The following is a 21,285-nucleotide window of genomic DNA, read 5'->3' as shown; positions in this document are numbered from 1 at the left end:
CGACCGTCGATACGACCTTCGGTTGATCTATCTGTCATTCGGTCGACCTACCGAGCGGCGTGTGCGTCGAGAATGTGCGCCACGGCCTCGGTCACGCGCGCCGCCTGGGCGATGTTCAGCCATTCGTCGGGCACGTGCGCGTTGCTGTCCGGGCCGAGCGCACCGGTCACCACGAACTGCGCGTCCGGGTACTTCTCCGCGAGCAGGCCCATGAACGGGATCGAGCCGCCGAGCCCGACCGTGCCGTACGGCTCGCCGCCGAACACGCCGTCGCTCACATCGTCCACAATGGACCGGAGCCAGGGTGCGAAGGCCGGCGCGTTCCAGCCGGGCCCGACGTCCGTGCGGCCCAACTCCACCTGTGCGCCATAGGGAACGTCGGTGGTCAGGGTCTTCTTGACCGCCTCCAGCGCGGCGTACGCGTCGACCGTCGGCGGGAGCCGGAAGCTCAGCGACAACGTGGTGTGCGTGCGCAGCACGTTGCCGGCGTCGAGCGGCTCGGGCAGGCCGGACGCGCCGATCACCGACAGCGTCGGTCGCCAGCTGTTGTTCAGCGCCAGCTCCACCTCGTCGGTGTCCACAGTGGACATTCCGTCGGGGAGGGAGAACATCTGGGTGAACACGCCGGGCACCGCCTCGACCGACACGCGCACCTCGTCCAGCCGGTCGGCCGGCACCTCGACGTGCAGCTCCGGCAGCAGCAGCCGGCCGGTCTCGGAATCCTCCAGCCGGTCGAGCAGCCGGCGCAGGATCCGGAACGAGCTCGGCACGATTCCGCTGGCCAGACCCGAGTGCTGACCGGCCCGCAGCACGCGCACGGTCACGTCGACCGACACCATGCCGCGCAGCGAGGTGGTCATCCACAGTCGCCTGTAGTCGTTGCCGCCCGAGTCGAGGCACACGACCAGCGAGACATCACCGAGCCGGTCCTTGAGGTGGTCGAGGTAGACGGGCAGGTCGGGGCTGCCGGACTCCTCGCCGGTCTCCAGCAGCACGACGCAGCGGGCGTGCGAGCCGCCGGCCGCGCGCACCGCCTCGATCGCGGCGGTGGCGGCGTAACCGGAGTAGCCGTCGTCGGCCGAGCCGCGGCCGTAGAGCCGCCCGTCCCGCAGCACCGGCTGCCACGGGCCGAGGCCGTCGGACCATCCGCCGACCGGGGGCTGCTTGTCCAGGTGCCCGTAGAGCAACACGGTGTCGGTCGTGTCGCCGGTCGCCGGAACGTCGATCAGCAGGACGGGCGTGCGACCGTCGAGTCGCACGATTTCCGTTGTGACACCAGGAATTCCGCGATCGTTCACCCAGGACCGCACGTGTTCGACGGCGGCGTCGAGCTGGCCGTTGGCCGCCCACTCGGGATCGAAGGCCGGCGACAGCGCGGGGATCGCCACGAAGTCGGAGAGGCTCGGCAGGATGGAGGATTCCCACGCCTGGCCGACGGTCTTGCTCACCACAGAGTTGTCCACCCGGCCAATCCTGCCATCCGCTGGCCGTTCTCTCAGGCGCGCGCGGGCAAGGTCGGTGGTGCGCGCCCGTGGCCGTCGAACGTTCCCGCGCGGTCACGGGCGCGTGCGTGACGGAGGTCACATCGCGATCACCCCTTGCGCAACCCGTGTTCCCGCTCTCCGGGAGCACCCGTCCGCGTGTTGGGCGGCCACCTGTTGATCACGCACCCTGAACTGGCTCCTTAACCGACGGCGATCGTGCGGTCACACGCATGTACTACCGACGGTTCGACGCCCAACCGTCGGCCATCCAAGCGTTTCCGCTGCTCAAGGGGTACGTAACGGGTAACGAACCGACGTTCGGGGCTCACCAATACCGACCTATCCGTGTCAGGATGTGGGACGAACCACCGTCAACGCCGACGGTGCGGGACGTCCGCCACCTCGGAGCGAGCCGCACCGCGGCGCAGCCGCGCACCCCCGCCACAAGCGCGGTGTGCGACGTCGACAAAGGAGAGACGCGATGTCGTCCCCAGATGAATGGACGCACCCGGTACCGGGAGAGGGTCCACCCGCCACAGCGGCGGCACCGACAGCGGAACGGGTGATCGCCGGCTTGCGAGCGACCAGCGAAGGCGGCGAGGACCTCGTCCAACTGCTGACCCCGGAGGGTGAGCGCGTCCCCAACGAGCGGTTCGACCGCTACATCGCCGACGTCACCGACGAGGACATTCGCGGGCTCTACCGCGACATGGTGCTCGTCCGGCGCGCCGACCGGGAATCCAACGCACTGCAGCGTCAGGGCCAGCTCGGTATCTGGGTGCCACTGCTCGGCCAGGAGGCGGCGCAGATCGGCGTCGGCCGCGCGATGCGGCACACCGACATGGCCTTCCCCAGCTACCGCGAGCACGGTGTCGCCTGGTGCAAGGGCATCACGCCGCAGCAGCTGCTCGGTATTTTCCGTGGCACCGACAACGGCGGCTGGGACTCGGCCGCCACCCGGTTCCACCCGTACACCATCGTGATCGGCAACCAGGTGCTCAACGCCGCCGGGTACGCGATGGGCCAGCGCTTCGAGGGCAAGGTCGGCGACGACAGTGACGGTACTGCCGAGGCGACCGTATGTTTCTTCGGCGACGGCGCCACCTCCCAGGGCGACGTGCACGAGGGCTTCGTCTGGGCCTCGGTGTACGACGCGCCGCTGGTGTTCTTCTGCCAGAACAACCAGTGGGCGATCTCCGAGCCGACCGAGCGCCAGTCGCGGCTGCCGCTGTACCAGCGCGCCCGCGGCTACGGCTTCCCCGGCATCCGGGTGGACGGCAACGACGTGCTCGCCACGCTCGCGGTGTCCCGCTGGGCGCTGGACGAGTGCCGGCACGGCAACGGCCCGATACTGATCGAGGCGTTCACCTACCGCATGGACGCGCACACCACCACCGACGACCCGACGCGCTACCGGCTGTCCGACGAGGTCGAGACCTGGAAGCTGAAGGACCCGCTGGAGCGCGTGCGGGTGCACCTGATCCGGCACGAGATGGCCGACGACGCGTTCTTCGAGCAGGTGCAGGCCGAGTCCGACCAGATGGCGGCCGAGCTGCGCGACTACTGCTTCAACATGCCCGACCCGCCGGTCCGGCAGATGTTCGACAACGTCTACTCCGAGCCGCACCCGTACCTCGAAGCCCAGCGCGACGAGTACGTGGACTACGTGGCCGGCTTCGCGGGAGGTGAGCACTGATGGCGGCTCCGGTTCTGAGCGAGACGAACAGCGCGGCGTCCACCGTGCGGAAGCTCACCATCGGCAAGGCACTCAATCTCGGCCTGCGCGCCGCGATGGAGGCCGACCCCAAGGTGATCATGATGGGTGAGGACGTCGGCAAGCTCGGCGGCGTCTTCCGGATCACCGACGGCCTGCAGAAGGACTTCGGTGAGCACCGCGTGCTGGACACGCCGCTGGCCGAGTCGGGGATCATCGGAACCGCCGTGGGCCTCGCCGTGCGCGGGTTCCGCCCGGTGTGCGAGATCCAGTTCGACGGGTTCATCTTCCCCGGGTTCGACCAGATCGTGTCGCAGGTGGCGAAGCTGCAGGCGCGCACGCAGGGCCGGCAGCGGATGCCCATCGTGATCCGGGTTCCGTTCGGCGGCGGCATCGGCGCGGTCGAGCACCACTCGGAGTCGCCGGAGTCCTACTTCGCGCACACCGCCGGCTTGCGGGTGGTGTCCTGCTCCAACGCGGTGGACGCGTACTGGATGATCCAGCAGGCGGTCCGCTGCGACGACCCGGTGCTGTTCTTCGAGCCGAAGCGGCTGTACCACTCCGGCAACATGAAGGCCGAGGTCGACACGGCGGCCACGCCCGACCCGCTGTTCAGCTCGCGGGTGGTGCGGCAGGGCGCGGCGGTGACGCTGGTGTCCTACGGCCCCTCGGTGAAGGTGTGCCTCGACGCGGCCACCGCCGCCGAGGAGGAGGGCCGCTCGCTCGAGGTGATCGACCTGCGCACGCTGTCCCCGTTGGACCTCGCGCCGGTGTTCGAGTCGGTGCGGCGCACCGGCCGGCTGGTCGTGGTGACCGAGGCGCCGTCGGAGTCGTCGCTGTCCTCGGAGATCGCGGCACGGGTGCAGCGGGAGTGCTTCTACTCGCTCGAAGCCCCGATCATGCGGGTGACCGGATTCGACGTGCCGTACCCGCCGGCCAAGCTCGAGGAGCACTTCCTCCCCGATCTCGACCGGGTGCTGCACACCGTCGACCAGTCGCTGGCTTTCTAGGGGAACGTTGATGCCTACCTTCAAGAGCTTTCCCCTGCCCGATACCGCGGAGGGGCTGACCGAGGCGGAGATCCTGTCCTGGCATGTTCAGCCGGGCGACGAGGTCACCGTCAACCAGATCATCGTGGAGATCGAGACGGCCAAGGCGGCCGTCGAGCTGCCCTGCCCGTGGGCGGGTGTGGTGACCGAGCTGCACGTCGAGCCGGGTCAGACGGTCGATGTCGGCACGCCGATCCTGACCATCGACACCGACCCGGGTGGCGCCGCCGCGCCCGCACCCGCACCGGCTGCCGCCACACCGTCCACTTCGGACAGTGCGGAGGCCGGCTCGGGCGAGGAGGAGATGAAACCGCTGGTCGGCTACGGCTCCAAGGCGGTCCAGGCCAAGCGCCGCCCGCGCAAGGCCGCCGCGGCCGCCTCGGATGGTGGAGCCACCGTCGCGCGGTCGACCGTGCAGGCCGCGTTCGAGCGGCAGCAGGGTCCGGCCAGCGCGCCGGAGTCCCCGCCGCCACCGCCGGTCGTGCCGGACACCCCGGCCGCGTTGATGGAGCCGGGCGGGTACGTGCCGCTGGCCAAGCCGCCGGTGCGCAAGCTGGCAAAGGACCTCGGCGTGGACCTGCGCGCGCTGGCCGTCAACGGTGACGTGATCACCCGCGACGCGGTCCAACAGGCCGCCTCCGGAGCGCCCGAACCGTCCACTGTGGACACCGGGTACGACGCGGCGGCACGTGAGCGGCGGGTGCCGATCAAGGGCGTGCGCAAGCACACCGCGACGGCCATGGTGAGCAGCGCGTTCACCGCGCCGCACGTCACCGAGTTCCTCACCGTCGACGTCACGCCGATGATGGAGTTCCGCGCCAAGCTGAAGAACGACCCGCGGTTCCGCGACGTGAAGCTGACCCCGCTGGCGTTCTGCGCGAAGGCGGTTTGCCTTGCGGTGCAACGGACTCCGGACGTGAACGCGTTCTGGGACGAGGCCGCGCAGGAGATCGTCTACAAGGAGTACGTGCACCTCGGGATCGCCGCGGCCACGCCGCGTGGGTTGATCGTGCCGAAGGTCCGCGACGCGGACGGCATGTCGCTGCGCCAGATCGCCGACTCGATCGAGCAGCTCACCGCGGTCGCCCGCGAGGGCAAGACGACGCCGGCGGCCATGGCGAACGGCACGTTCACGATCACCAACGTGGGCGTGTTCGGCGTGGACACCGGGACGCCGATCATCACTCCCGGTGAGGTGGCGATCCTCGCGTTCGGCGCGATCCGGGACATGCCGTGGGTGGTGGACGGCGAGATCATGGTGCGCAAGGTCTGCCAGCTCTCGCTGAGCTTCGACCACCGCGTGGTGGACGGCCAGCAGGGCTCGCAGTTCCTCGCCGACGTCGGCGCGCTGCTCGCCGACCCGGCCACCGCGATCCTCTACTGATCACGACGGGCGGGACCGTCCACTGTGGACGGTCCCGCCCGTTCGGTCAGCGGATCCGATTCAGGGCGCCGCTCACCGAGAAGTCGCGGCCTTGCGCGTCGGTGCCCACCCGGCTCGTCACCTGGCGCGTGCTGTCGGAGGCGATGGTCCACAGGCGCAGCACGATCGGGCCGGCGGGCGTGGTGCACGACTGCGCGGGCGGGTCGAGCCGGGCGGTGCCTCCGCGTGCCACGAGACCCCAGGTGCAGCCGCCCTCGTGTGCGGTGATCCGGTTTCCGTAGTCCCGGGTGATCGCGATTTCTCCCTGTTCCGGCGACTCGTACCGCCATCGGCCGGTGAAGTCGCGGGTGGCGTGCGGATCGTGTTCCGGCGCCTTCGTGCGCGCGCCGTTCTCCAGGATGAACGGCCGGTCGCCGGTGGGCTGGTGGCTGATCGCGACGAGCGACTCGCTGGCGTGCCGGCCGGTGCCGGCGATCGTCCAGCGAGTGATCGTGTACGACACCCGGAAGGTGGGGTTGAAGCAGCGCTGGTTGGGCGGGTCCAGCTCCAGTGCGCCCGATTTCCTGGCGAACCGCCAGGTGCAGCCGACGTCGGTGCGGCCGATCACGCCGCCGTCGTCCGCCGAGGTGAGCACGATGTCGCCGACCTGGGGCACGCGCAGCACCGTCCCGCCGACGTCGAGCGTCGCGATGTTCTTGTTGGTGGACAAGTCCGGCAGGTCGTAGTTCCACCGCCCCTCGTAGTCGGTGAGCGGGTGGGCGGCGGCCTGCGACGACGTGGTCAGCAGTGCGGCGGCGGCCAGCACGATCAGTGGGATGGACAGTTTTCGCGCGCGTTTGAGCCACATAGGGTCCTCCGGGGTAGCCTCAGTTCGACAACCTGATAGTTAGATCTTCTAGATATCAGAGAACCAAGGGAAGTTGCCCGTGTCAAGCGACCGTGGCGCGTTGATCAACGCGATCACCGACCTGATCCAGCGCACCAGCGTGCTCACCACGAAGATGAGCCAGACGGCGGCGGGGCTGCTCGGGATCAACACCACCGACCTGCGCTGCCTGCAGTTCCTACAGGCCGGTCCGCGCACCGCGGGAGAGCTGGCGCGCGAGACCGGCCTGACCACCGCGTCGATCACCACCGCACTGGACCGGCTCGAGGCCGGCGGGTTCGTCCAGCGCGTGCGCGACACCGCGGACCGCCGCCGGGTACTCGTGAAGCTGAGGCCGACCCACACCCGCGAGCACGTCGCGCCGGTGTTCACCCCGCTGCTGAAACGGTGGCACGCCGCGCTGTCCGACTACGACGACGACCAGTTGCGGCTGATCGCCGAGGCGTTCACCAAGATCGACGACGCGCTGGAGGCCGAGCTGGACGAGATGGTCGACTGACGCTCAGCCGAACACGCTGAACGTCGCCTCCGCGCGATCACGCTTGCCGACCAGGTCCCACGCCGCGTCGGCGATCTCGTCCGGGTCGAGCGTCGTGAGCGGCACGCCACCGACCAGATCCGGCTGGGACAGCACGAGCTTGTGGATGTCGCCGCGCTCGATGAGCCCGCCGATGGTGAGCGTGCCGGCGTACACCCCAGTGTCGGCGAGCCCGGCGTTGAGCGTCAGCACGTAGTTGCGCAGCGCCGCCGAGAGCACCGCGAGACTGCCCAACTCCGGCATCGGCAGCACGGCGCTCAGCCCGCCGGCGAACAGCAGCGCGCCGTCACCGCGCTCGATCATGCCGGGCAGGACCGCGCCGACCAGGTCGATCGCCGGGTACACCCCGCGCATCGCCTCGCGCACGGCCGCCGAGTCGGTCTCGGTGATCGGCACCGGACGATTCACCGGGTCGACCGAGCCCGGGCCGTAGTACGCGAAGTCGAGCGTGCCGATCTCCTCCAGCACCGACGTCAACTGCTCAGCGTCGAACACGTCGGCCGCGTACGCGGTGGCGTCGACACCGGCGCCGGCCAACTCGGAGAGGTACCCCGGATGCCGGTCGGCGGACCGGGACACGAGCGCGACGGAGTACCCCTCACGGCCGAAGCGGCGCGCGATCGACATGCCGAGACCAGGGCCGACGCCGATAACGGCGGCCCGCTTTCCGTTGTGGGACATGGAGATCACCTTTCGAGACAGTAAGTCGAGGGCTCCCTCAACTTCATCTCGAACGTAGCACAGAACTTGAGGGAGACCTCAAGTAAGTAGACTGTGCGCATGACCGCCAGACCGTTGCGCGCCGACGCGGCCCGCAACCGGGAGAAGCTGCGCGCCGCCGCGACCGAGGTGTTCGGCGAGCGCGGGCTGGACGCGCCGCTGGAGGAGGTGGCGCGCCGCGCGGGCGTCAGCATCGGCACGCTGTACAACCACTTCCCGACCCGCGACGCGCTGTACGAGGCGATCTTCCCCGAGCGGCTGGCGGCACTGGACCGGATCGCCGACGCGGCGATCGCCGACCCCGACCCGTGGCACGGTTTCGTGGCGTTCGTGGAGGGGCTGTTCGCGCTGCAGGCGCAGGACCGCGGGCTCAACGACGCGCTGGCGCAGCGGTTCCCCGTGCCGGCCGAGGTCGACGAGGCGTGCCACCGCGGCTTCCGGCACATCGACCGAATCCTCCAGCGCGCCAAGGACAACGGCGATCTGCGCGAGGACTTCGAGCTGCCGGACCTGGCCACCCTGATCTGGGCCATGTCCCGAGTGATCACCGAGTCGATGGACGTCGCGCCCCAGGCGTGGCGCCGGTGCCTGGCGTTCTTCCTGGACGGGCTGCGCACCGAGGCGGCCCACCCGATCGACGTCCCCGCGCTCACCGAAGGACAGCTCACCAGCCGCTTCGGCTAGTACGCTGACCGCCACTCAGGAGAACATCTCCTGCGGCGCACACGGAGACTGACATGGTCAAGACGGGCGACACACTCCGCCAGGGTGATACCGACACAATGGTGTTCCGCAAGACCAGTGCGGACACGGGCGGCGAGTACCTCGAGGTGGAGGCGACCTACGGACCGATGGGCGATCTCCGCCCGCCGGCGCACTACCACCCAATCCAAACTGAGCTTTTTCAGGTGCTCGAAGGCACGCTGGTGTTCCTTCTGGACGGCGAGGAGAAAACGCTCAACGCCGGCGACGAGCTGCACATTCCGAAAAGGGTGACGCACGCCGCGTGGAATCCGGGTGACGTGCCGGCACGGTTCGTCTGGCGGACCACTCCGGCGATGCGCACGGAAGAGATGTTCAAGACCATGTGGAACCTCGTCGAGGACGGCAAGATGGGCCGGCACGGCAATCCGCGCCCGCCGTTCCTGCAGTCGATGGCGATGATGTACGGGTTCCGGAAGGAATGGCGGCTCACCGCGCCGCCGTATCCGGTGTACCTGCCACTGTGCGCGGCGCTGTCGGTGCCGGCGCGGCTGCTCGGGTACCGCGCGATCTCCTGATCACTGAGGTGTTCGGTAGACCGCCGCCGGCAGACCGGACACCTCGGTGTTCTGCATGCGGGGGTTGTCCATGGAAACTCTGCCGAATTCAAGGCTGGTGCCAGAAAAGTCGAGTCGACATTCGTCAAAAGCGCAGTCGCTGATCCTGACGCGGCCGGAAGTGTGCCACTCGGCCTGTGCGCCGAGCTGAACTCTCGTGAACGAGAACTTGACGTTCGTGAACGAGCTGTCCGCGAACAGCAGGGTTCCGGATATTACAGCCGATCCCGCGAATTCGACCGACGAGTTTTCGGCCAGTTCTATCCGAAGGAGTTGAACCCGGGCGGCGCCGTCGATCACGACCCCGTTGAAGTCCAGAGTTTCGCATTCAAATGACGTTCCCACAAATTGACAGCCCAGCTCGCCCGAAAAGTGCGCTCCAGCGAACGACGCGGCGTGGCCAGTGAATACCGCTTGATCAAACTTCACGTGGCCCTTGAATTCGAGACCGGAGAAGTCCGCGTCCTCGAACGACACACCGGTGAAGTCGTAGTCCAGGTTCTTCCAGTCGCTGAAACCACTCGCCGCGAGGCGGTCGCGGAGCACCCGGAAGATCGTGCCGACGACCTCCGGCTCACCGGCGGGCTGCTGTCCGCCCACCTTGCGCGGCAGCCGCAGGTAGGCGCACAGCACCTCGACGCAGGTCTGGCGCTGGTCCTCCCAGTCGTCGGCGAGCCCGGCCATCGCGTACACACCGGCCAGCCGCACAGCCGCGCTCTCGTGCGCGAGCTGCTCGGCGGCCGCGCCGAACCGCTCATTGAACAGCTTCGTACCCTCGCGCTCGTCCTGCCGCAGCGACAGCCGGTGTCCCTCCTCGGCCACCTTCTGCTTGCGATAGGTCACCGCCAGCGCGACGACACCGCCGAATCCGGCGACAACCGCCAGCCCGATCTTCAGCAGGTCCAGCATCTGCGCCGAGGTGAACTCCGGCGACTTCGGCAGCCTCGGCCAGCCGAGAACCGCCAGCAGCCCGAGCCCGGCCGCCGAGCCGACCACGACGGCGATCAGCAGCCAGAGGACCACCGACCGCGCCATGCGGCGGTCCACTCCCGGCGAGTCGTCCGCCCTGAACGGAAGCCACCAATGCGTCGAGCCGCTCCGGATCAGCCGGCCGGCGACGACGGCGACCAACAGCACGGCCGTCAGTACGCCGACGGCCCACTTGTCCATTGACCCCTCCGCGTTCCCCAGATCGGGGTCACACGATAGTGGTCAGGGGCAGAACGCCGCCTTGATCAAGCCGAACATGCCGGGGCCCTCGGGAGCCGGCGGCTCGTGCGCGACCTCCCGGCCGATGTCGAAGATCGTGCCGACCGCCACGAGCTGCTTCGACCCGTCGAGCGTGGTGAACGACATGGACTGGTAGCCCGGCCCCGCGCCGAACGCGCCCCACAGCCGCGGCCCGCCGGGACACGGCGCGGTCATCTGCTCCACACCGAGCCCGTAACCGCCCATCGGGGTGGGCGCGGTGGTCAGCAGTTCCCGTTGTGCCGCAGGGGAAAGCAGCTTGCCGGCGAACAGCGCGCGGTGGAACGTCGCCAGGTCCCGCGCGGTCGACACGATCGCGCCGGCCGTCCAGTCGTAGGACGGGCTGAACGTGGTGAGGTCGTTGCCGTCCATGCCGTACCCGTGCAGGTGCCGCCCGTGCAGGAACGGGTCGAGGCGCGGCATCTCGGTGTCTCGCAGGCCGAGCCGGCCGATGATCCGGTCGCTGATCTCCACGTGCGCCGGCCGCCCGGTCACCTTCTCGATCAGCATGCCGGCGATCAGGTAGTTGGTGTTCGAGTAGTCGTGTTTCGTGCCGTGCCCGGGGTTCAGCCCGTGCGCGACCGCCCGCGCCACGATGTCGCGCGGCCGGTACACGTAGCCGCGATTGCCGTGCTCACCCAGATACGGCTCCCAGAACGACGGCTCGTCAGTCGGGTCGTACACGCCGCTGGTGTGGTTGAGCAGTTGCCGCACGGTCACGTCGAACGGCAGCTCGTCGGGCAGCCACCGTCGCGCCGGCTCGTCCAGCGCGAGGAGCCCCTCGTCCACGAGTTGCAGGACGACCGTCGAGGTGAACGCCTTCGTGTTGCTCGCGATCCGGAACTTGTCCTCAGCGTGCGCGCGCCGGCCGGTCTCACGGTCGGCGACTCCGTCGGCGGCCTGCTTCACCTGGTCCCCATGCCGGAGATATGCCGCCGCCGCGGGGTAACCGTCGGCGGTGACCTGGCGCAGGGCTGCGTCCAGGTCCGGTGGCGCCGGCTCGGCGGTCGCGAGCGGGACGGGCAGGATCGCCGCCACGAGGACGGCGACGGGCACGAGAAGTTTCCGCATGCCGCCACGATCTCGATCGCGCCGGCCAGTTGTCAGTCGGCCGGCCACCACCAACGGGGTAGAGCTGACTCCCGTCAGCGGGCGATCTGTTCCGCCTTGGCGTTGCGCGCGGTGGCCGACCAGGCCGGGTCCGCGCCGAGCGAGTAGTCCGGCCCGAAGAAGATCCTCTTGGCCTGCTGGTCGCCGGACAGCCAGTAGCGGAACCACGCGGTCACCACGCCGACCATGCGCACCCTGGTCTCGCCGGGGAAGAAGTGGTCGGAACCCTTCAACTCGGCGAAGACCGCCGGAACGTGGCCCGCCTGCGAGTAGCGGCTGCGGACGAACCAGGACGGCACGATCACGTCGACCTGGCCCGCGACGAACAGGGCCGGACCCTTGAGCGCGCCGACGGTTCCCTGCGGCCCCGGCTGCAGCGGGATCGTCGTCTTCACCATCGGGTCCGCGCCGGCATTGATCGCGCCACCGCCGCCCTGGGAGTGGCCGGCCGCGCCGATCTTCGTCTCATCGATCTTGCCCTCGAACACGCTGCCGGGGCGCTTGTCCTCTTCGATCATGAACCTGGCGCCGGCGAGCATCTCCTTGCCCGAGCCGGACCGCTTGGTGTTGGCCGCCGCCACCACGAACCCCCAGGAGGCGAGGTGGCGCAGCGCGGAGTCGTAGGGCTTGGTGTCCACGCCGGTGCCGTTGCCCCAGATCAGGACCGGGTGCTGGGTGCCGCCGGCGCCGAGGTCGGTCGGGTAGAACAGGGTGTGGTCGGGTCCGCCCTTCACGACGGTCACGGCGGACGGTCCCGGCTTCTCGTAGAAGCTGGGCGGCACGTCGGCGACCGTCGAGGGCGGGGCTGGAGCCGCGGTGGCCACCGGCAGCACCAGTGCCGTCGCCGCGATGGCCAAGGCGACGGGGACGCACAACCGTTTGATCATGATCTCTCCAAGTTGTGAAACGACAGCGTTTCAGAGTGGGCTGGATCACTGTAGCCAGAGTGACCGCACGTGGCAATCCGTGTGCGCACATACCGTCACCAACGGCTGTTAGCGTGGTTGCGATGACCGAGACAGCGCCGAAACGCACCTACGGGGGCCGTTCGGTCGAACAACGGCGGGCCGACCGCCGCCGGCGCCTGATCGACGCCGGGCTCGAACTGTTCGGCACGGTCGGGTTCGCGGCCACCTCGGTCGCGCGGCTGGCGAACGTCGCCGGCCTGTCCACCCGCCAGTTCTACGAGGAGTTCACCGACCGCGAGGCGCTGCTGCTCGCCGTCTACGACACGGTCCAGACAGACGCGGCCGACGCGCTGCAGGCGACCTTGCGAGACCACCCGGACGAGGGATACGTCAGCCGGCTGCCGCGCCTGCTTCGGGTTTACCTCGGCTCGACCACGAGCGATCTTCGTCGCGCGCGGGTCGCGTACGTCGAGATCATCGGCGTCAGCCGGGCCGTGGAGCAACATCGGATCGGCACCCGGCGGCAGTGGTCGGACTTCATCCTCGACACGCTCACGGAGGCGGCCGACCGCGGGGAGATCGAGCGTCGCGAGTTCTCACTCAGCACCGCGGCGTTCATCGGCGCCGTGAACGGGATGATGCAGGACTGGACGGTCATCGAGCCGCGTCCGCCGATCGACGCCGTGGTCGAGGAGATGACCAGGATGGTGCTGCACGGCCTGGTCGACCTGCGCTAGGGGTGCGGTAGGTCGAAGTAGTCGGCGAACTTGGCGGCGAACGGGATGTCGCCACGCACCTTCACCCGGCCCTTGACGAACAGCAGGGTGGCGTTGACATTCCCGGTGGCCACCTTGAGGAAATCTACCGGAGTCAGCGTCAGTGTCGCTCTCGGGTCCAGATCCTGGATCATGGTGGATTTGCACGAGCCTTTGTCGATTACCGTCTGAAACCGATCGAATCCATCGTCACCGGTGCCGCCGGAAAACCGCCAGTGTACGACGACCTGCTCGTTCGTTCCGCTCTCCGGACGGACGTGGTCGCTCATTCTCCGGAAGATCTCGGAGAACACCACGTGGCGCAGGTTCGGTTTCGCCATCAAAGCGTCGAGCTGCTCGGTGGACGCCTGCGAGATGATCCACACGAACGTTTCGGTGCGCATCGTGGAGAGTTCGAATCCGGCGCCGGTCTTGCCGAGCATGTCGAGCGCGTCCAACAGTTGCACGAACTGCTTGGTACTCAGCTTCGAGAAGTCGATCCGCCTGGCGAACGCGTCCAGCTCGGGCACCTCGACCTGCGCGGACTCCGCCTCGGCCGGAGGATCGGCCTGCTGTCGCGGCCTGATGCGAGCGAAGAGCCCTCGAACTGTGGCCCGCCGTTGGTTCACACCGGAATGGAAACCAGAAGGCCGGCCGTTGTCAAGCGCGCGGAAGATCGAACAGGCCGGTCAGCCCGGCCGCGAATGCCAGGTCGCCGCGTACCTTCAGCTTTCCGGTCATGAACAGCACCGGCGCCGAGGCGTTCGAGGTGATGAGCTTGATGAACTCGACCGGGGATATCGTGATCGTAGCGCGCGCGTTCTCCGCGTAGCCGGCTCGCGTCGTACACACACCACCGTCCACGACCATTTCGTACCGGTCGCAGCCGCCTTCTCCGTCACCGCCGGAAATGCGCCAGTTCACCACCGCGCGCACCTTTTCCGCGCGATCTTTCCTGAGGTGGCCCGGCATTCTGTTGAGGAAGATCTCGTCGAGTACGAGCCGGCGCAGTTCGGGGCGTTCGAGCAGCCCGTCGATCTGATCCTTGGAGGCGCGGGCGATCAGCCTGGCGAACACCTCGGGCGTGACCGAGCCGAGGTCCACCGGTGCGCCGGAGGCGGTGAGCCGGTGCAGCGCGGCCATCAGCCGGACGAACTCCTCCTTGCGGATCTTCGTAGGATCGATCGACGCGGCGATAGCATCGAGGTCGATACTCCGAATGGCCTCGGCGGCGGGGTCCAACCGCTCGAGCAACTCGATCAGCTGACCGGGGTCGAGCTTGCCGATCGCCTCCACGTCGGGGCTGCCGTTGGACATGTGCACCTCCGCTACCTACTCCGGAGTAAGGCTACGTTCGAGTAGGTAGACTGGCAAGGGACCTCGGCTGACGTGCCACGGACAGCGGGAGGAAGATCGTGAGCGTGGATGGCGATCGACGACGGGGCCCGGAGCGCTCCAGGCGGCTGCCGCGCGAGGTGCGCGAGCGGCAGATCCTCGACGCCGCCGTGCGGGTGTTCTCCGAGCACGGGTACCACTACGCATCGATGGACGAGATCTCCGATGTCGCCGGTGTGTCCAAGCCGATGATCTACGCCTATCTCGGGGCGAAGGAAGACCTGTTCACCGAGTGCATCCGGCGTGAGGCGATCGGCCTGATGGAGGCGATCAGCAAGGGCGTGCGGTCCGAGCTGACCCCGGACATGCAGCTCTGGCACGGGCTGGACGCGTTCTTCGGCTACGTCGACGATCACCGCGAGAGCTGGCTGGTGCTGCACCGGCAGGCCACCTCCGCCGGCGGCCCGTTCAGCCGGCAACTGCTGGAGATGCGGGCGCGCGCGATCACCCTGATCGACGCGCTGCTCACCAAGACGGCGAGCAGCGAGGGCATGGACTCCCAGGCGCGCAAGGGCACCGAGGCGCACGCGGCGGCACTGGTCGGCGCGTGCGAGTCACTGGCGGACTGGTGGCTCGACCACCCCGACATCCCGGCGCGGGTGCTCGCCACCCGCGCGATGAATCTCGTTTGGATGGGCTTTGGCGATCTGATGGAAGGCAACGTCTGGACGCCGACGCACCCGGAAAGCTAGCCGCACAGCTCCTTCTCGAGTGGGGTGCGGAAGCTCGGGGTGAACCGGATCTCGCCGATCGCCACGGCCAGCCGCTCCGCCTCGGCGCGCACCGCGGCGGTCACGTCCGTGCCGACGTCCTCGAGCAGGCGGGTGACGATCTCGCCGTCCTTGCGTTGCGCCCAGCCGCCGACGATCCGGCCGTCCAGCCAGATCGTCGGGCCGATGTTGCCGTTGCGGTCGAACAGCGGTTCCTGGTGATCGCCGAGGAACCAGCCACGCTCCTTCCAGCCCATCGGTGTGGGGTCCAGCGCTGGCAGCAGTGCCACCGCCGGCTCGTCGACCGTCTCAAGTGGACTGTCCACATCGGACGGCAGGACCACGCCGGGAGTGCCGTGCAGGTCGACCTCGACCGGCGCGAGCGGGGCCAGCGCCTTGTTCACCTGGGCCGCCGTCCAGCCGGTCCACCAGCGAAGATCGGTGATCGTGGCCGGGCCGAACCGCTCCAGCCACCGGCGCAGCAGCTCGACCCTGGCGGAGTCGGCGTCGATCTCGTCCAGCGGCGCGCCGAGCCACGCCTCGGTGGTGGACCAGGCGGACTGTCGGGAGACCCATGAGCCGCGCGGGCGGCCACGCATGATCTTGCCTTCGGCGGACAGGCCGTTCAGCACCCGGCTGGTGATGTTGGTGACCGCCTCGTACGGCTTTCCCTGCGCCATCAACAGTTTCGTGGCCAGTCGCGGCTCATCGGCGACCAGGTCGGCGGGCATGGCCTCACCGCGCTCGGCCAGAGCGTCCACTGTGGACTGTTCAACGCCGGCGAGCCAGGCGCTCACGTCGCCATCGACCACACCGGCCTGCTCGATCTCCCGCACCAGCCCCTTGCGGATCTTCACCGCGATCGCGTCGGACGAGGAGAACTGCACGATCGGGGCGAGCGCGCGGTCCACCACGAACATCGTGCGGCGCATGCCGAGCATGCGGATCAGCCGGCGGTCGTCGTAGATCGCCGTCGCCAGGGCGCCGGCGCTCGGCTCGCGGCTCCTGGCGAACACCTGCAGGTACACCGACGCCGGGTCGGTGCCGTGCAGGGCGAGCACCGAGCGCACGACGTCCACCGGGTCGTCGGCACGGGTGCTCGGGGCAAGCCGGTGCCGCGCCACGAGCCGGGCGCGGCGTTGTTCCACGGTGAACATTCGCACGGCTCGTCAGCCTATGGGGTGACCACGACAGCCATATAGTTCCCGCATGCGTTCCGCGTTATGGCTGCCACTGTTCGACCAGCTCGCCGACCCGTCCGTGGTGGTGCGGCTCGCCGCCGAGGCGGAGGAGGCCGGCTGGGACGGCTTCTTCGTGTGGGACCACGTGAACTGGCAGGAGCCTGTCGTCGAGGTGGCCGACCCGTGGATCATTCTCGGCGCGATCGCCAGCGCGACCGAGCGGATCCGGTTCGGCCCGATGGTCACGCCGCTGGCCCGCCGCAGGCCGGTGAAGGTGGCGAGGGAGACCGCGACGCTGGACCGGCTCGGCGACGGGCGGCTGATCCTCGGCGTCGGGCTCGGCAGCGACCGGTTCGGCCGGGAGTTCTCCGCGACCGGCGAGCAGGTCGACGATCGCCTGCGCGCCGAGATGCTGGACGAGTCGCTGACCGTCCTGGCCGCCGCGTGGAGCGGAGAACCCGTGTGGCACAACGGAAAGCACCACACCGTGGACGGTATGCGGTTCCTGCCGCGGCCGGTGCGCCGGCCCGGCGTGCCGGTGTGGGCGGCCGGTTTCCCCGGCAAGGTGAAGCCGCGGCGGCGGGCCGCGCGGGTGGACGGCTTCTTCCCGGTGAACCTGAGCCACCCGGACCAGCTCGCCGAGGCGGTCGCGGCGGTCACCGAGCTGCGGGAGGACCCGACCGCGCCGTACGACTTCGCGGTCGGGCTGCCCGCCGGTACCGACCTCGCGCCGTACGCGGCCGCCGGTGCCACGTGGTGGCTGGCCGAGTTCGACCACGAGGCGGTGTCGGTGGACACCGTGCGCGGCGTGCTCCGCGACGGCCCGGCCGGCTCGTGAACTCGCTCAGCCTTCTTCGGTGCGCAGCGCGGCGACGGCCTTCCGGTCACCGGTGATCCGCACGCCGTGCCGGCGCGCGGCGGTGAGCGACATCGCGCCGGTGAGGTAGTTGAGCACCGCGTCCGGCGGCCCGCCGACCACGGCGTCGGGGCTGTCCGTGTCACCGAGATCGACGTCGAGCCGGCCGTCCCGCACCGTGACGACGATCGGCTCGTCGCCGGACTCGATGAGCACGGTCGCCCGGGTGCCGTCCGGCGCGGTCAGCAACACCCGCAGGGCGAGCACCAGCCACCGCGAGCGGAAGGCGTCGTCCTCGCCGATCTCACCCATGTGGCGCATGCCCCAGCGAACCGCCTCGCGCATGAGCGGCCGGAGCGCCTCGCCGTCGGGGCTCAGTCGGTAGACCGCGCCGTCGTGCTCCACGATGCCCTGCTCCTGCGCGGTCGTGAGCCGGGTCGCGAGCAGGTTGGTCGCGATGCCGGGCAGGCCGCGCTGCAACTCGGTGAACCGGCGCGGGCCGAGCAGCAGCTCACGGACGATCAGCGGCGTCCACCGGTCACCGATCACGTCGAGAGCGCGTGCCACCGCGCAGAACTGGCCATAGGAGCGCATGCTTCGACGATACCCCCGCGCTTGACTTTTTCAAGCGATTGAGTACTTTACTTTTTAAAGCACTCAGGAAAGGTGGAGTCATGACGACGATGCGAGCGGTGGTGGCCGGGCGGACCGGCGAACCCGGCGATGTCTTACGTGTCACCGAGAAGGCGGTGCCCGAACCCGGCCCCGGCGAGGTCCTGGTGCGAGTGCACGCCGCCCCGATCCACGCCAGCGACCTGCACATGATCCGCGGGCGCTACCCGCTGCGACCGGAGTTCCCGGCCGTGCTCGGCCTCGAGTGTGTGGGCACCGTGGTCGCGGCCGGCGACGGCGTCGCGGCGAGTCGGATCGGCGATCGCGTGGTGACCGTCGGCGTCACCGGGACGTGGCAGGAGTACGTCGTCGCTCCCGTGCACCAGGCGGTCACGATCCCCGCCGGCATCGACGACTCGGCCGCCGCCCAGCTCACCGTGAACCCGCTGACGGCGTGGCTGCTGGTCACCGAGGAACTGGCCATGGGCGACGGCGAGTGGCTGGTGCAGACCGCGGCCACGTCCACCGTCGGACGGCTGGTCGTCCAGCTCGCGAATCACGTCGGGTTCCGGACGATCAACGTCGTGCGGCGGCGCGACGCGGTGGACGACATCCGGGCACTCGGCGGTACCGAGGTGATCTGCACGGCCGACGAGGACCTGCCGGCGCGGCTCGCCGCGCTCGGCGGCGGCGAGCTGCGCAAGGCGATCGACTGCCTCGCCGGCGATGTCGGCGCCGAGGTCTTTGGCGCGCTCGCCGCCGGTGGTGAGCAGGTCGTCTACGGCGCGCTGTCCTCGCACCGGCAGGCCGACCCGGCCGCGCTGCGGTTCCCCGTGGCCGCGCCCGACCTGATCTTCGGAACCAAGGCGCTGCGCGGGTTCTGGCTCTACCGATGGCTCACCACGGCGGCCCCGGACCGGATCGGGAAAGCGCTCGGCGAGGTCGTCGGCCTCACCGCCACGGGCGCGCTCACGATTCCGGCCGGGACGCCGTTCGGCCTCGACGCCGCAGCCGAGGCCGCCCGTGCCGCCGAACTGCCGGGCCACGAGAAACCGCTGCTGACATTCGGCTGAACGCGGAACTCGCCGGTGCAGAGCGCGGGACTCGCCGGTGCAGGGCGCGGAACTCGCGGTCAGCCGGCGGTGATGGTGCCCTCCAGGTGCGGCTTGCCCTTGCGCGCGTCGAACAGCTGGAAGGTCCAGCCGTCGTCGGCGTGCTCGGTGATGAAGCCGACCTTGGCCGGCAGCAGCACGGGCGTCTTGAACTTCACGTCCACGCTGCACGCCGCCGGCAGCCGGCCCTCGAACGCGGCGAGGCTGCGCGCCTTGGTCCACATGCCGTGCGCGATCGCCTTGGGGAAGCCCAATGCCTTGGCGGTCAACGGATGCAGGTGGATCGGGTTGTGGTCGCCGGACACCTTGGCGTACCGCCGGCCGATGTCGTCGGGCACCCGCCAGATCGCCGTCGGCTCGGGTGCCGGCGGCCGCTCCTCCTTCTCGGCGGGCTTGCCGTTGCTCGCCGACGAGCCGCCGCGCCGCAGGTAGGTGCTCTGCTCCACCCAGATCGGCTTCCCGTCGACGAAGACCTCGCTGATCATGTCGAACTGCTGGCCCTTGTCGTGCGGGCGAAGGTTCTCCGCGCGCACCTTCACGTCCAGCGTGTCACCCACACGGAGCGGCCGGCCCTGCGTGATCCGGTTCGCCAGGTGCACCGACCCGATCAGCGGGAACGGGAAGTCGTCGTCGGTCATCAGCTTGACCTGCAACGGAAACGCGAACATGTGCGGGTAGGTGATCGGCAGATCGTCGGACAGCCGGAACTCGCACAGCCGGTTGTACGCGGCGAGGTGCGCGGGGTCGATCGTGATCCCGGCCTGCTCGTAGGCGGTGTCCGGCAGCGTCGCGCCGCCCCCGCCGCCGCGCCGGGTGAAGTTCGCCAGCGCCGCCTTTCCGAACAGCGACACCAGGTTCGGCGTGGACGACAGCTCACGCGTGGGCATCGGTGATCACGCTCCCAGCATCATCTGGCCGCAGACCCGCACGACGTTGCCGTTGACCGCGGTCGACGCCGGATTCGCGTACCAGGCAATGGTTTCCGCCACGTCGATCGGCAGCCCGCCCTGCGACAGGCTGTTCAGCCGGCGGCCGACCTCACGGGTGGCCAGCGGCACGGCGGCGGTCATCTTCGTCTCGATGAACCCGGGCGCGACCGCGTTGATCGTGGCGCCCTGCTTGGCCAGGATCGGCGCGTAGGCGTTCACCATGCCGATCACGCCGGCCTTGCTGGTGCCGTAGTTGGTCTGCCCGACGTTGCCCGCGATACCGGCGATCGACGAGACGCCGATGATCCTTCCGTTGGCGCGCAACGTCTTCGCCTCGATCAGCGCGTCGTTGACCTTGAGCTGGCTGGCCAGGTTCACCGACAGCACGGAATCCCAGCCCGAGTCCTTCATGTTGGCCAGCTTCTTGTCCCTGGTGATGCCGGCGTTGTGCACGACGATGTCCAGCCCGCCGTGCCGCTCGGTGAAGTACTCGATGAGCTTGGCCGGCGCGTCGGCCGCGGTGATGTCGAGCTGCAGCGTGGAGCCGCCGACCTTGTTGGCCACCTTGGACAGGTCCGAGCCCTGCGCGGGGATGTCCAGGCACACGACGTGCGCGCCGTCGCGCCCGAGCACCTCGGCGATCGCGGCGCCGATACCGCGGCTGGCACCGGTCACGAGTGCGACCTTGCCCTCCAGCGGACGCTCCCAGTTCTTCGGCTCGACGACCTTGCCGGCCGTGTTCTGGCCGATCCTGATCACCTGCGCGTCGACGTAGGCCGACTTGCCGGACAGCAGGAACCGCAGGGTGGACTCGACGTCGCTCTCGTGGCCCGGCTCGACGTAGACGAGTTGCACGGTGGCGCCGCGCTTGAGCTCCTTGCCCACCGAACGGGTGAAGCCCTCCAGCGCGCGCTGGGCGATCAGCGCGCCGGTGCCGGCCGCCGACTCCGGCGGCGTGCCGAGCACCACGACCCGGCCGGACGCGCCGACGTTGCGGATCACCGGGTTGAAGAAGTCGTACAGCTCGCGCAGCTGCTCGGGGCTGGAGATCCCGGTGGCGTCGAACACCAGGGCGCCGTACTTGGGCGACGGCTTGCCCTCGGGTGCCGCCGGCAGCGGCTCGGTGAGCACGTCGACGCCGGCGGACTTGAGTGTCACGCCGAGGCCGTCGACCAGTCGCCCGCCTGGCGCCGCGCCCAACAGCGCGGGACCATCGAGTGGTGGTTTCCCAGGCTTGTATCGGCGTAGCGGCGTCGGGTTCGGCAGCCCCAGACGGCTGACGAGCAACTTGCCAACACCGGACTTGGCGAACTGCTGGTACCTGTCGGTCATGTCGTTCACGCCTCCCTACTCGTGGTAATACTACTCACGGGTA

The 21,285-nt window shown here is 69.3% G+C and carries 22 protein-coding genes; 10 read left to right on the top strand and 12 right to left on the bottom strand.

All coding sequences use genetic code 11. From position 1 onward, the window contains the following. Nucleotides 1–47: 47 nt before the first annotated feature. On the bottom strand, nucleotides 48–1,472 hold the full coding sequence (locus EV193_RS17720; protein ID WP_130345238.1) for a M20/M25/M40 family metallo-hydrolase: 1,425 nt from the start codon (nucleotides 1,470–1,472) through the stop codon (nucleotides 48–50). A gap of 493 nt (nucleotides 1,473–1,965) precedes the next feature. Between EV193_RS17720 and pdhA the strand changes: the two genes are divergently transcribed. Genes pdhA through EV193_RS17705 form a run of 3 tightly spaced genes read left to right on the top strand, consistent with a single transcriptional unit; the run spans nucleotide 1,966 to nucleotide 5,631 of the window. Next, a complete protein-coding gene (gene pdhA / locus EV193_RS17715; protein WP_130345237.1) occupies nucleotides 1,966–3,180 on the top strand; it encodes a pyruvate dehydrogenase (acetyl-transferring) E1 component subunit alpha in 1,215 nt (404 codons plus the stop codon). After that, nucleotides 3,180–4,208, top strand: coding sequence for an alpha-ketoacid dehydrogenase subunit beta (locus EV193_RS17710; RefSeq protein WP_130345236.1), 1,029 nt, complete (start codon nucleotides 3,180–3,182; stop codon nucleotides 4,206–4,208). Before pdhA ends, EV193_RS17710 begins: the two co-directional genes overlap by 1 nt. A gap of 10 nt (nucleotides 4,209–4,218) precedes the next feature. After that, nucleotides 4,219–5,631 carry a dihydrolipoamide acetyltransferase family protein gene (locus EV193_RS17705; RefSeq protein WP_130345235.1) on the top strand — a complete coding sequence of 471 codons (1,413 nt, stop codon included), beginning with the start codon at nucleotides 4,219–4,221 and terminating at the stop codon, nucleotides 5,629–5,631. Between the two features lie 46 nt (nucleotides 5,632–5,677). Here EV193_RS17705 and EV193_RS17700 read toward each other — a convergent pair whose 3' ends face one another. Then, the gene (locus EV193_RS17700; RefSeq protein WP_130345234.1) at nucleotides 5,678–6,478 is read right to left on the bottom strand and encodes a hypothetical protein; all 801 of its coding nucleotides are present in this window, start codon (nucleotides 6,476–6,478) and stop codon (nucleotides 5,678–5,680) included. Between the two features lie 79 nt (nucleotides 6,479–6,557). Here EV193_RS17700 and EV193_RS17695 point away from each other — a divergent pair, with 79 nt between their 5' ends. Beyond that, the gene (locus tag EV193_RS17695; RefSeq protein WP_207222684.1) at nucleotides 6,558–7,016 is read left to right on the top strand and encodes a MarR family winged helix-turn-helix transcriptional regulator; all 459 of its coding nucleotides are present in this window, start codon (nucleotides 6,558–6,560) and stop codon (nucleotides 7,014–7,016) included. A gap of 3 nt (nucleotides 7,017–7,019) precedes the next feature. On the opposite strand, the gene EV193_RS17690 is transcribed toward EV193_RS17695, so the two are convergent. After that, nucleotides 7,020–7,736, bottom strand: a complete 717-nt coding sequence (locus EV193_RS17690) for an SDR family NAD(P)-dependent oxidoreductase (RefSeq protein ID WP_130345233.1) — start codon at nucleotides 7,734–7,736, stop codon at nucleotides 7,020–7,022. 99 nt (nucleotides 7,737–7,835) lie between these two features. Between EV193_RS17690 and EV193_RS17685 the strand changes: the two genes are divergently transcribed. Together EV193_RS17685 and EV193_RS17680 are read left to right on the top strand one after the other, a co-directional pair. Continuing rightward, a complete protein-coding gene (locus EV193_RS17685; protein ID WP_130345232.1) occupies nucleotides 7,836–8,459 on the top strand; it encodes a TetR/AcrR family transcriptional regulator in 624 nt (207 codons plus the stop codon). Nucleotides 8,460–8,512: 53 nt separating this feature from the next. Continuing rightward, nucleotides 8,513–9,055, top strand: a complete 543-nt coding sequence (locus EV193_RS17680) for a cupin domain-containing protein (protein WP_130345231.1) — start codon at nucleotides 8,513–8,515, stop codon at nucleotides 9,053–9,055. Here EV193_RS17680 and EV193_RS17675 read toward each other — a convergent pair whose 3' ends face one another. The 3 genes from EV193_RS17675 to EV193_RS17665 all read right to left on the bottom strand — a co-directional run bounded on the left by EV193_RS17675 (nucleotide 9,056) and on the right by EV193_RS17665 (nucleotide 12,339). Next, complete coding sequence (locus EV193_RS17675) at nucleotides 9,056–10,264, bottom strand: pentapeptide repeat-containing protein (RefSeq protein ID WP_130345230.1); 1,209 nt, start codon at nucleotides 10,262–10,264, stop codon at nucleotides 9,056–9,058. Between the two features lie 42 nt (nucleotides 10,265–10,306). After that, entirely contained in the window at nucleotides 10,307–11,413 is a 1,107-nt protein-coding gene (locus tag EV193_RS17670) for a serine hydrolase domain-containing protein (protein ID WP_130345229.1), read from the bottom strand. 74 nt (nucleotides 11,414–11,487) lie between these two features. Further along, on the bottom strand, nucleotides 11,488–12,339 hold the full coding sequence (locus tag EV193_RS17665) for a poly(ethylene terephthalate) hydrolase family protein (RefSeq protein ID WP_130345228.1): 852 nt from the start codon (nucleotides 12,337–12,339) through the stop codon (nucleotides 11,488–11,490). 122 nt (nucleotides 12,340–12,461) lie between these two features. Here EV193_RS17665 and EV193_RS17660 point away from each other — a divergent pair, with 122 nt between their 5' ends. Further along, a complete protein-coding gene (locus tag EV193_RS17660) occupies nucleotides 12,462–13,097 on the top strand; it encodes a TetR/AcrR family transcriptional regulator (protein WP_130345227.1) in 636 nt (211 codons plus the stop codon). On the opposite strand, the gene EV193_RS17655 is transcribed toward EV193_RS17660, so the two are convergent. Then, entirely contained in the window at nucleotides 13,094–13,744 is a 651-nt protein-coding gene (locus EV193_RS17655; protein ID WP_242613461.1) for an SCP2 sterol-binding domain-containing protein, read from the bottom strand. The genes EV193_RS17660 and EV193_RS17655 overlap by 4 nt on opposite strands. A gap of 31 nt (nucleotides 13,745–13,775) precedes the next feature. Next, on the bottom strand, nucleotides 13,776–14,432 hold the full coding sequence (locus EV193_RS17650) for an SCP2 sterol-binding domain-containing protein (RefSeq protein ID WP_130345226.1): 657 nt from the start codon (nucleotides 14,430–14,432) through the stop codon (nucleotides 13,776–13,778). Nucleotides 14,433–14,536: 104 nt separating this feature from the next. On the opposite strand from EV193_RS17650, the gene EV193_RS17645 reads away from it, so the two are divergent. After that, complete coding sequence (locus EV193_RS17645) at nucleotides 14,537–15,202, top strand: TetR/AcrR family transcriptional regulator (protein ID WP_130345381.1); 666 nt, start codon at nucleotides 14,537–14,539, stop codon at nucleotides 15,200–15,202. Here EV193_RS17645 and EV193_RS17640 read toward each other — a convergent pair. Continuing rightward, on the bottom strand, nucleotides 15,199–16,377 hold the full coding sequence (locus EV193_RS17640) for a winged helix DNA-binding domain-containing protein (protein WP_130345380.1): 1,179 nt from the start codon (nucleotides 16,375–16,377) through the stop codon (nucleotides 15,199–15,201). The genes EV193_RS17645 and EV193_RS17640 overlap by 4 nt on opposite strands. A 52-nt stretch (nucleotides 16,378–16,429) precedes the next feature. Between EV193_RS17640 and EV193_RS17635 the strand changes: the two genes are divergently transcribed. Then, nucleotides 16,430–17,239, top strand: coding sequence for an LLM class flavin-dependent oxidoreductase (locus EV193_RS17635; RefSeq protein WP_130345225.1), 810 nt, complete (start codon nucleotides 16,430–16,432; stop codon nucleotides 17,237–17,239). A 6-nt stretch (nucleotides 17,240–17,245) separates the two neighbouring features. Here the strand turns inward: EV193_RS17635 and EV193_RS17630 are convergent, their stop codons facing one another. Then, entirely contained in the window at nucleotides 17,246–17,851 is a 606-nt protein-coding gene (locus EV193_RS17630; protein WP_130345224.1) for a winged helix-turn-helix transcriptional regulator, read from the bottom strand. An 80-nt stretch (nucleotides 17,852–17,931) separates the two neighbouring features. Here EV193_RS17630 and EV193_RS17625 point away from each other — a divergent pair, with 80 nt between their 5' ends. Next, the gene (locus EV193_RS17625) at nucleotides 17,932–18,942 is read left to right on the top strand and encodes a zinc-dependent alcohol dehydrogenase family protein (protein WP_130345223.1); all 1,011 of its coding nucleotides are present in this window, start codon (nucleotides 17,932–17,934) and stop codon (nucleotides 18,940–18,942) included. Between the two features lie 59 nt (nucleotides 18,943–19,001). Here EV193_RS17625 and EV193_RS17620 read toward each other — a convergent pair whose 3' ends face one another. Then, entirely contained in the window at nucleotides 19,002–19,868 is an 867-nt protein-coding gene (locus EV193_RS17620) for a MaoC/PaaZ C-terminal domain-containing protein (RefSeq protein WP_130345222.1), read from the bottom strand. 6 nt (nucleotides 19,869–19,874) lie between these two features. Then, nucleotides 19,875–21,242, bottom strand: a complete 1,368-nt coding sequence (locus EV193_RS17615) for a 3-oxoacyl-ACP reductase (protein ID WP_130345221.1) — start codon at nucleotides 21,240–21,242, stop codon at nucleotides 19,875–19,877. Nucleotides 21,243–21,285: the final 43 nt, after the last annotated feature.

The organism is Herbihabitans rhizosphaerae (assembly GCF_004216555.1).
Classification (GTDB): Bacteria; Actinomycetota; Actinomycetes; order Mycobacteriales; family Pseudonocardiaceae; genus Herbihabitans; species Herbihabitans rhizosphaerae.
The sequence above is the reverse complement of the archived record's forward strand: the minus strand, read 5'-3'. Positions and strand labels throughout refer to the sequence as shown.

Bases quoted from the DNA above. Each gene is read 5' to 3' on its own strand.
- pdhA (WP_130345237.1), top strand. From the start codon at position 1,966: ATGTCGTCCCCAGATGAATGGACGCACCCGGTACCGGGAGAGGGTCCA.
- EV193_RS17710 (WP_130345236.1), top strand. From the start codon at position 3,180: ATGGCGGCTCCGGTTCTGAGCGAGACGAACAGCGCGGCGTCCACCGTG.
- EV193_RS17705 (WP_130345235.1), top strand. From the start codon at position 4,219: ATGCCTACCTTCAAGAGCTTTCCCCTGCCCGATACCGCGGAGGGGCTG.
- EV193_RS17700 (WP_130345234.1), bottom strand. From the start codon at position 6,478: ATGTGGCTCAAACGCGCGCGAAAACTGTCCATCCCACTGATCGTGCTG.
- EV193_RS17690 (WP_130345233.1), bottom strand. From the start codon at position 7,736: ATGTCCCACAACGGAAAGCGGGCCGCCGTTATCGGCGTCGGCCCTGGT.
- EV193_RS17685 (WP_130345232.1), top strand. From the start codon at position 7,836: ATGACCGCCAGACCGTTGCGCGCCGACGCGGCCCGCAACCGGGAGAAG.
- EV193_RS17680 (WP_130345231.1), top strand. From the start codon at position 8,513: ATGGTCAAGACGGGCGACACACTCCGCCAGGGTGATACCGACACAATG.
- EV193_RS17675 (WP_130345230.1), bottom strand. From the start codon at position 10,264: ATGGACAAGTGGGCCGTCGGCGTACTGACGGCCGTGCTGTTGGTCGCC.
- EV193_RS17670 (WP_130345229.1), bottom strand. From the start codon at position 11,413: ATGCGGAAACTTCTCGTGCCCGTCGCCGTCCTCGTGGCGGCGATCCTG.
- EV193_RS17665 (WP_130345228.1), bottom strand. From the start codon at position 12,339: ATGATCAAACGGTTGTGCGTCCCCGTCGCCTTGGCCATCGCGGCGACG.
- EV193_RS17660 (WP_130345227.1), top strand. From the start codon at position 12,462: ATGACCGAGACAGCGCCGAAACGCACCTACGGGGGCCGTTCGGTCGAA.
- EV193_RS17650 (WP_130345226.1), bottom strand. From the start codon at position 14,432: ATGTCCAACGGCAGCCCCGACGTGGAGGCGATCGGCAAGCTCGACCCC.
- EV193_RS17640 (WP_130345380.1), bottom strand. From the start codon at position 16,377: ATGTTCACCGTGGAACAACGCCGCGCCCGGCTCGTGGCGCGGCACCGG.
- EV193_RS17635 (WP_130345225.1), top strand. From the start codon at position 16,430: ATGCGTTCCGCGTTATGGCTGCCACTGTTCGACCAGCTCGCCGACCCG.
- EV193_RS17630 (WP_130345224.1), bottom strand. From the start codon at position 17,851: ATGCGCTCCTATGGCCAGTTCTGCGCGGTGGCACGCGCTCTCGACGTG.
- EV193_RS17625 (WP_130345223.1), top strand. From the start codon at position 17,932: ATGACGACGATGCGAGCGGTGGTGGCCGGGCGGACCGGCGAACCCGGC.
- EV193_RS17620 (WP_130345222.1), bottom strand. From the start codon at position 19,868: ATGCCCACGCGTGAGCTGTCGTCCACGCCGAACCTGGTGTCGCTGTTC.
- EV193_RS17615 (WP_130345221.1), bottom strand. From the start codon at position 21,242: ATGACCGACAGGTACCAGCAGTTCGCCAAGTCCGGTGTTGGCAAGTTG.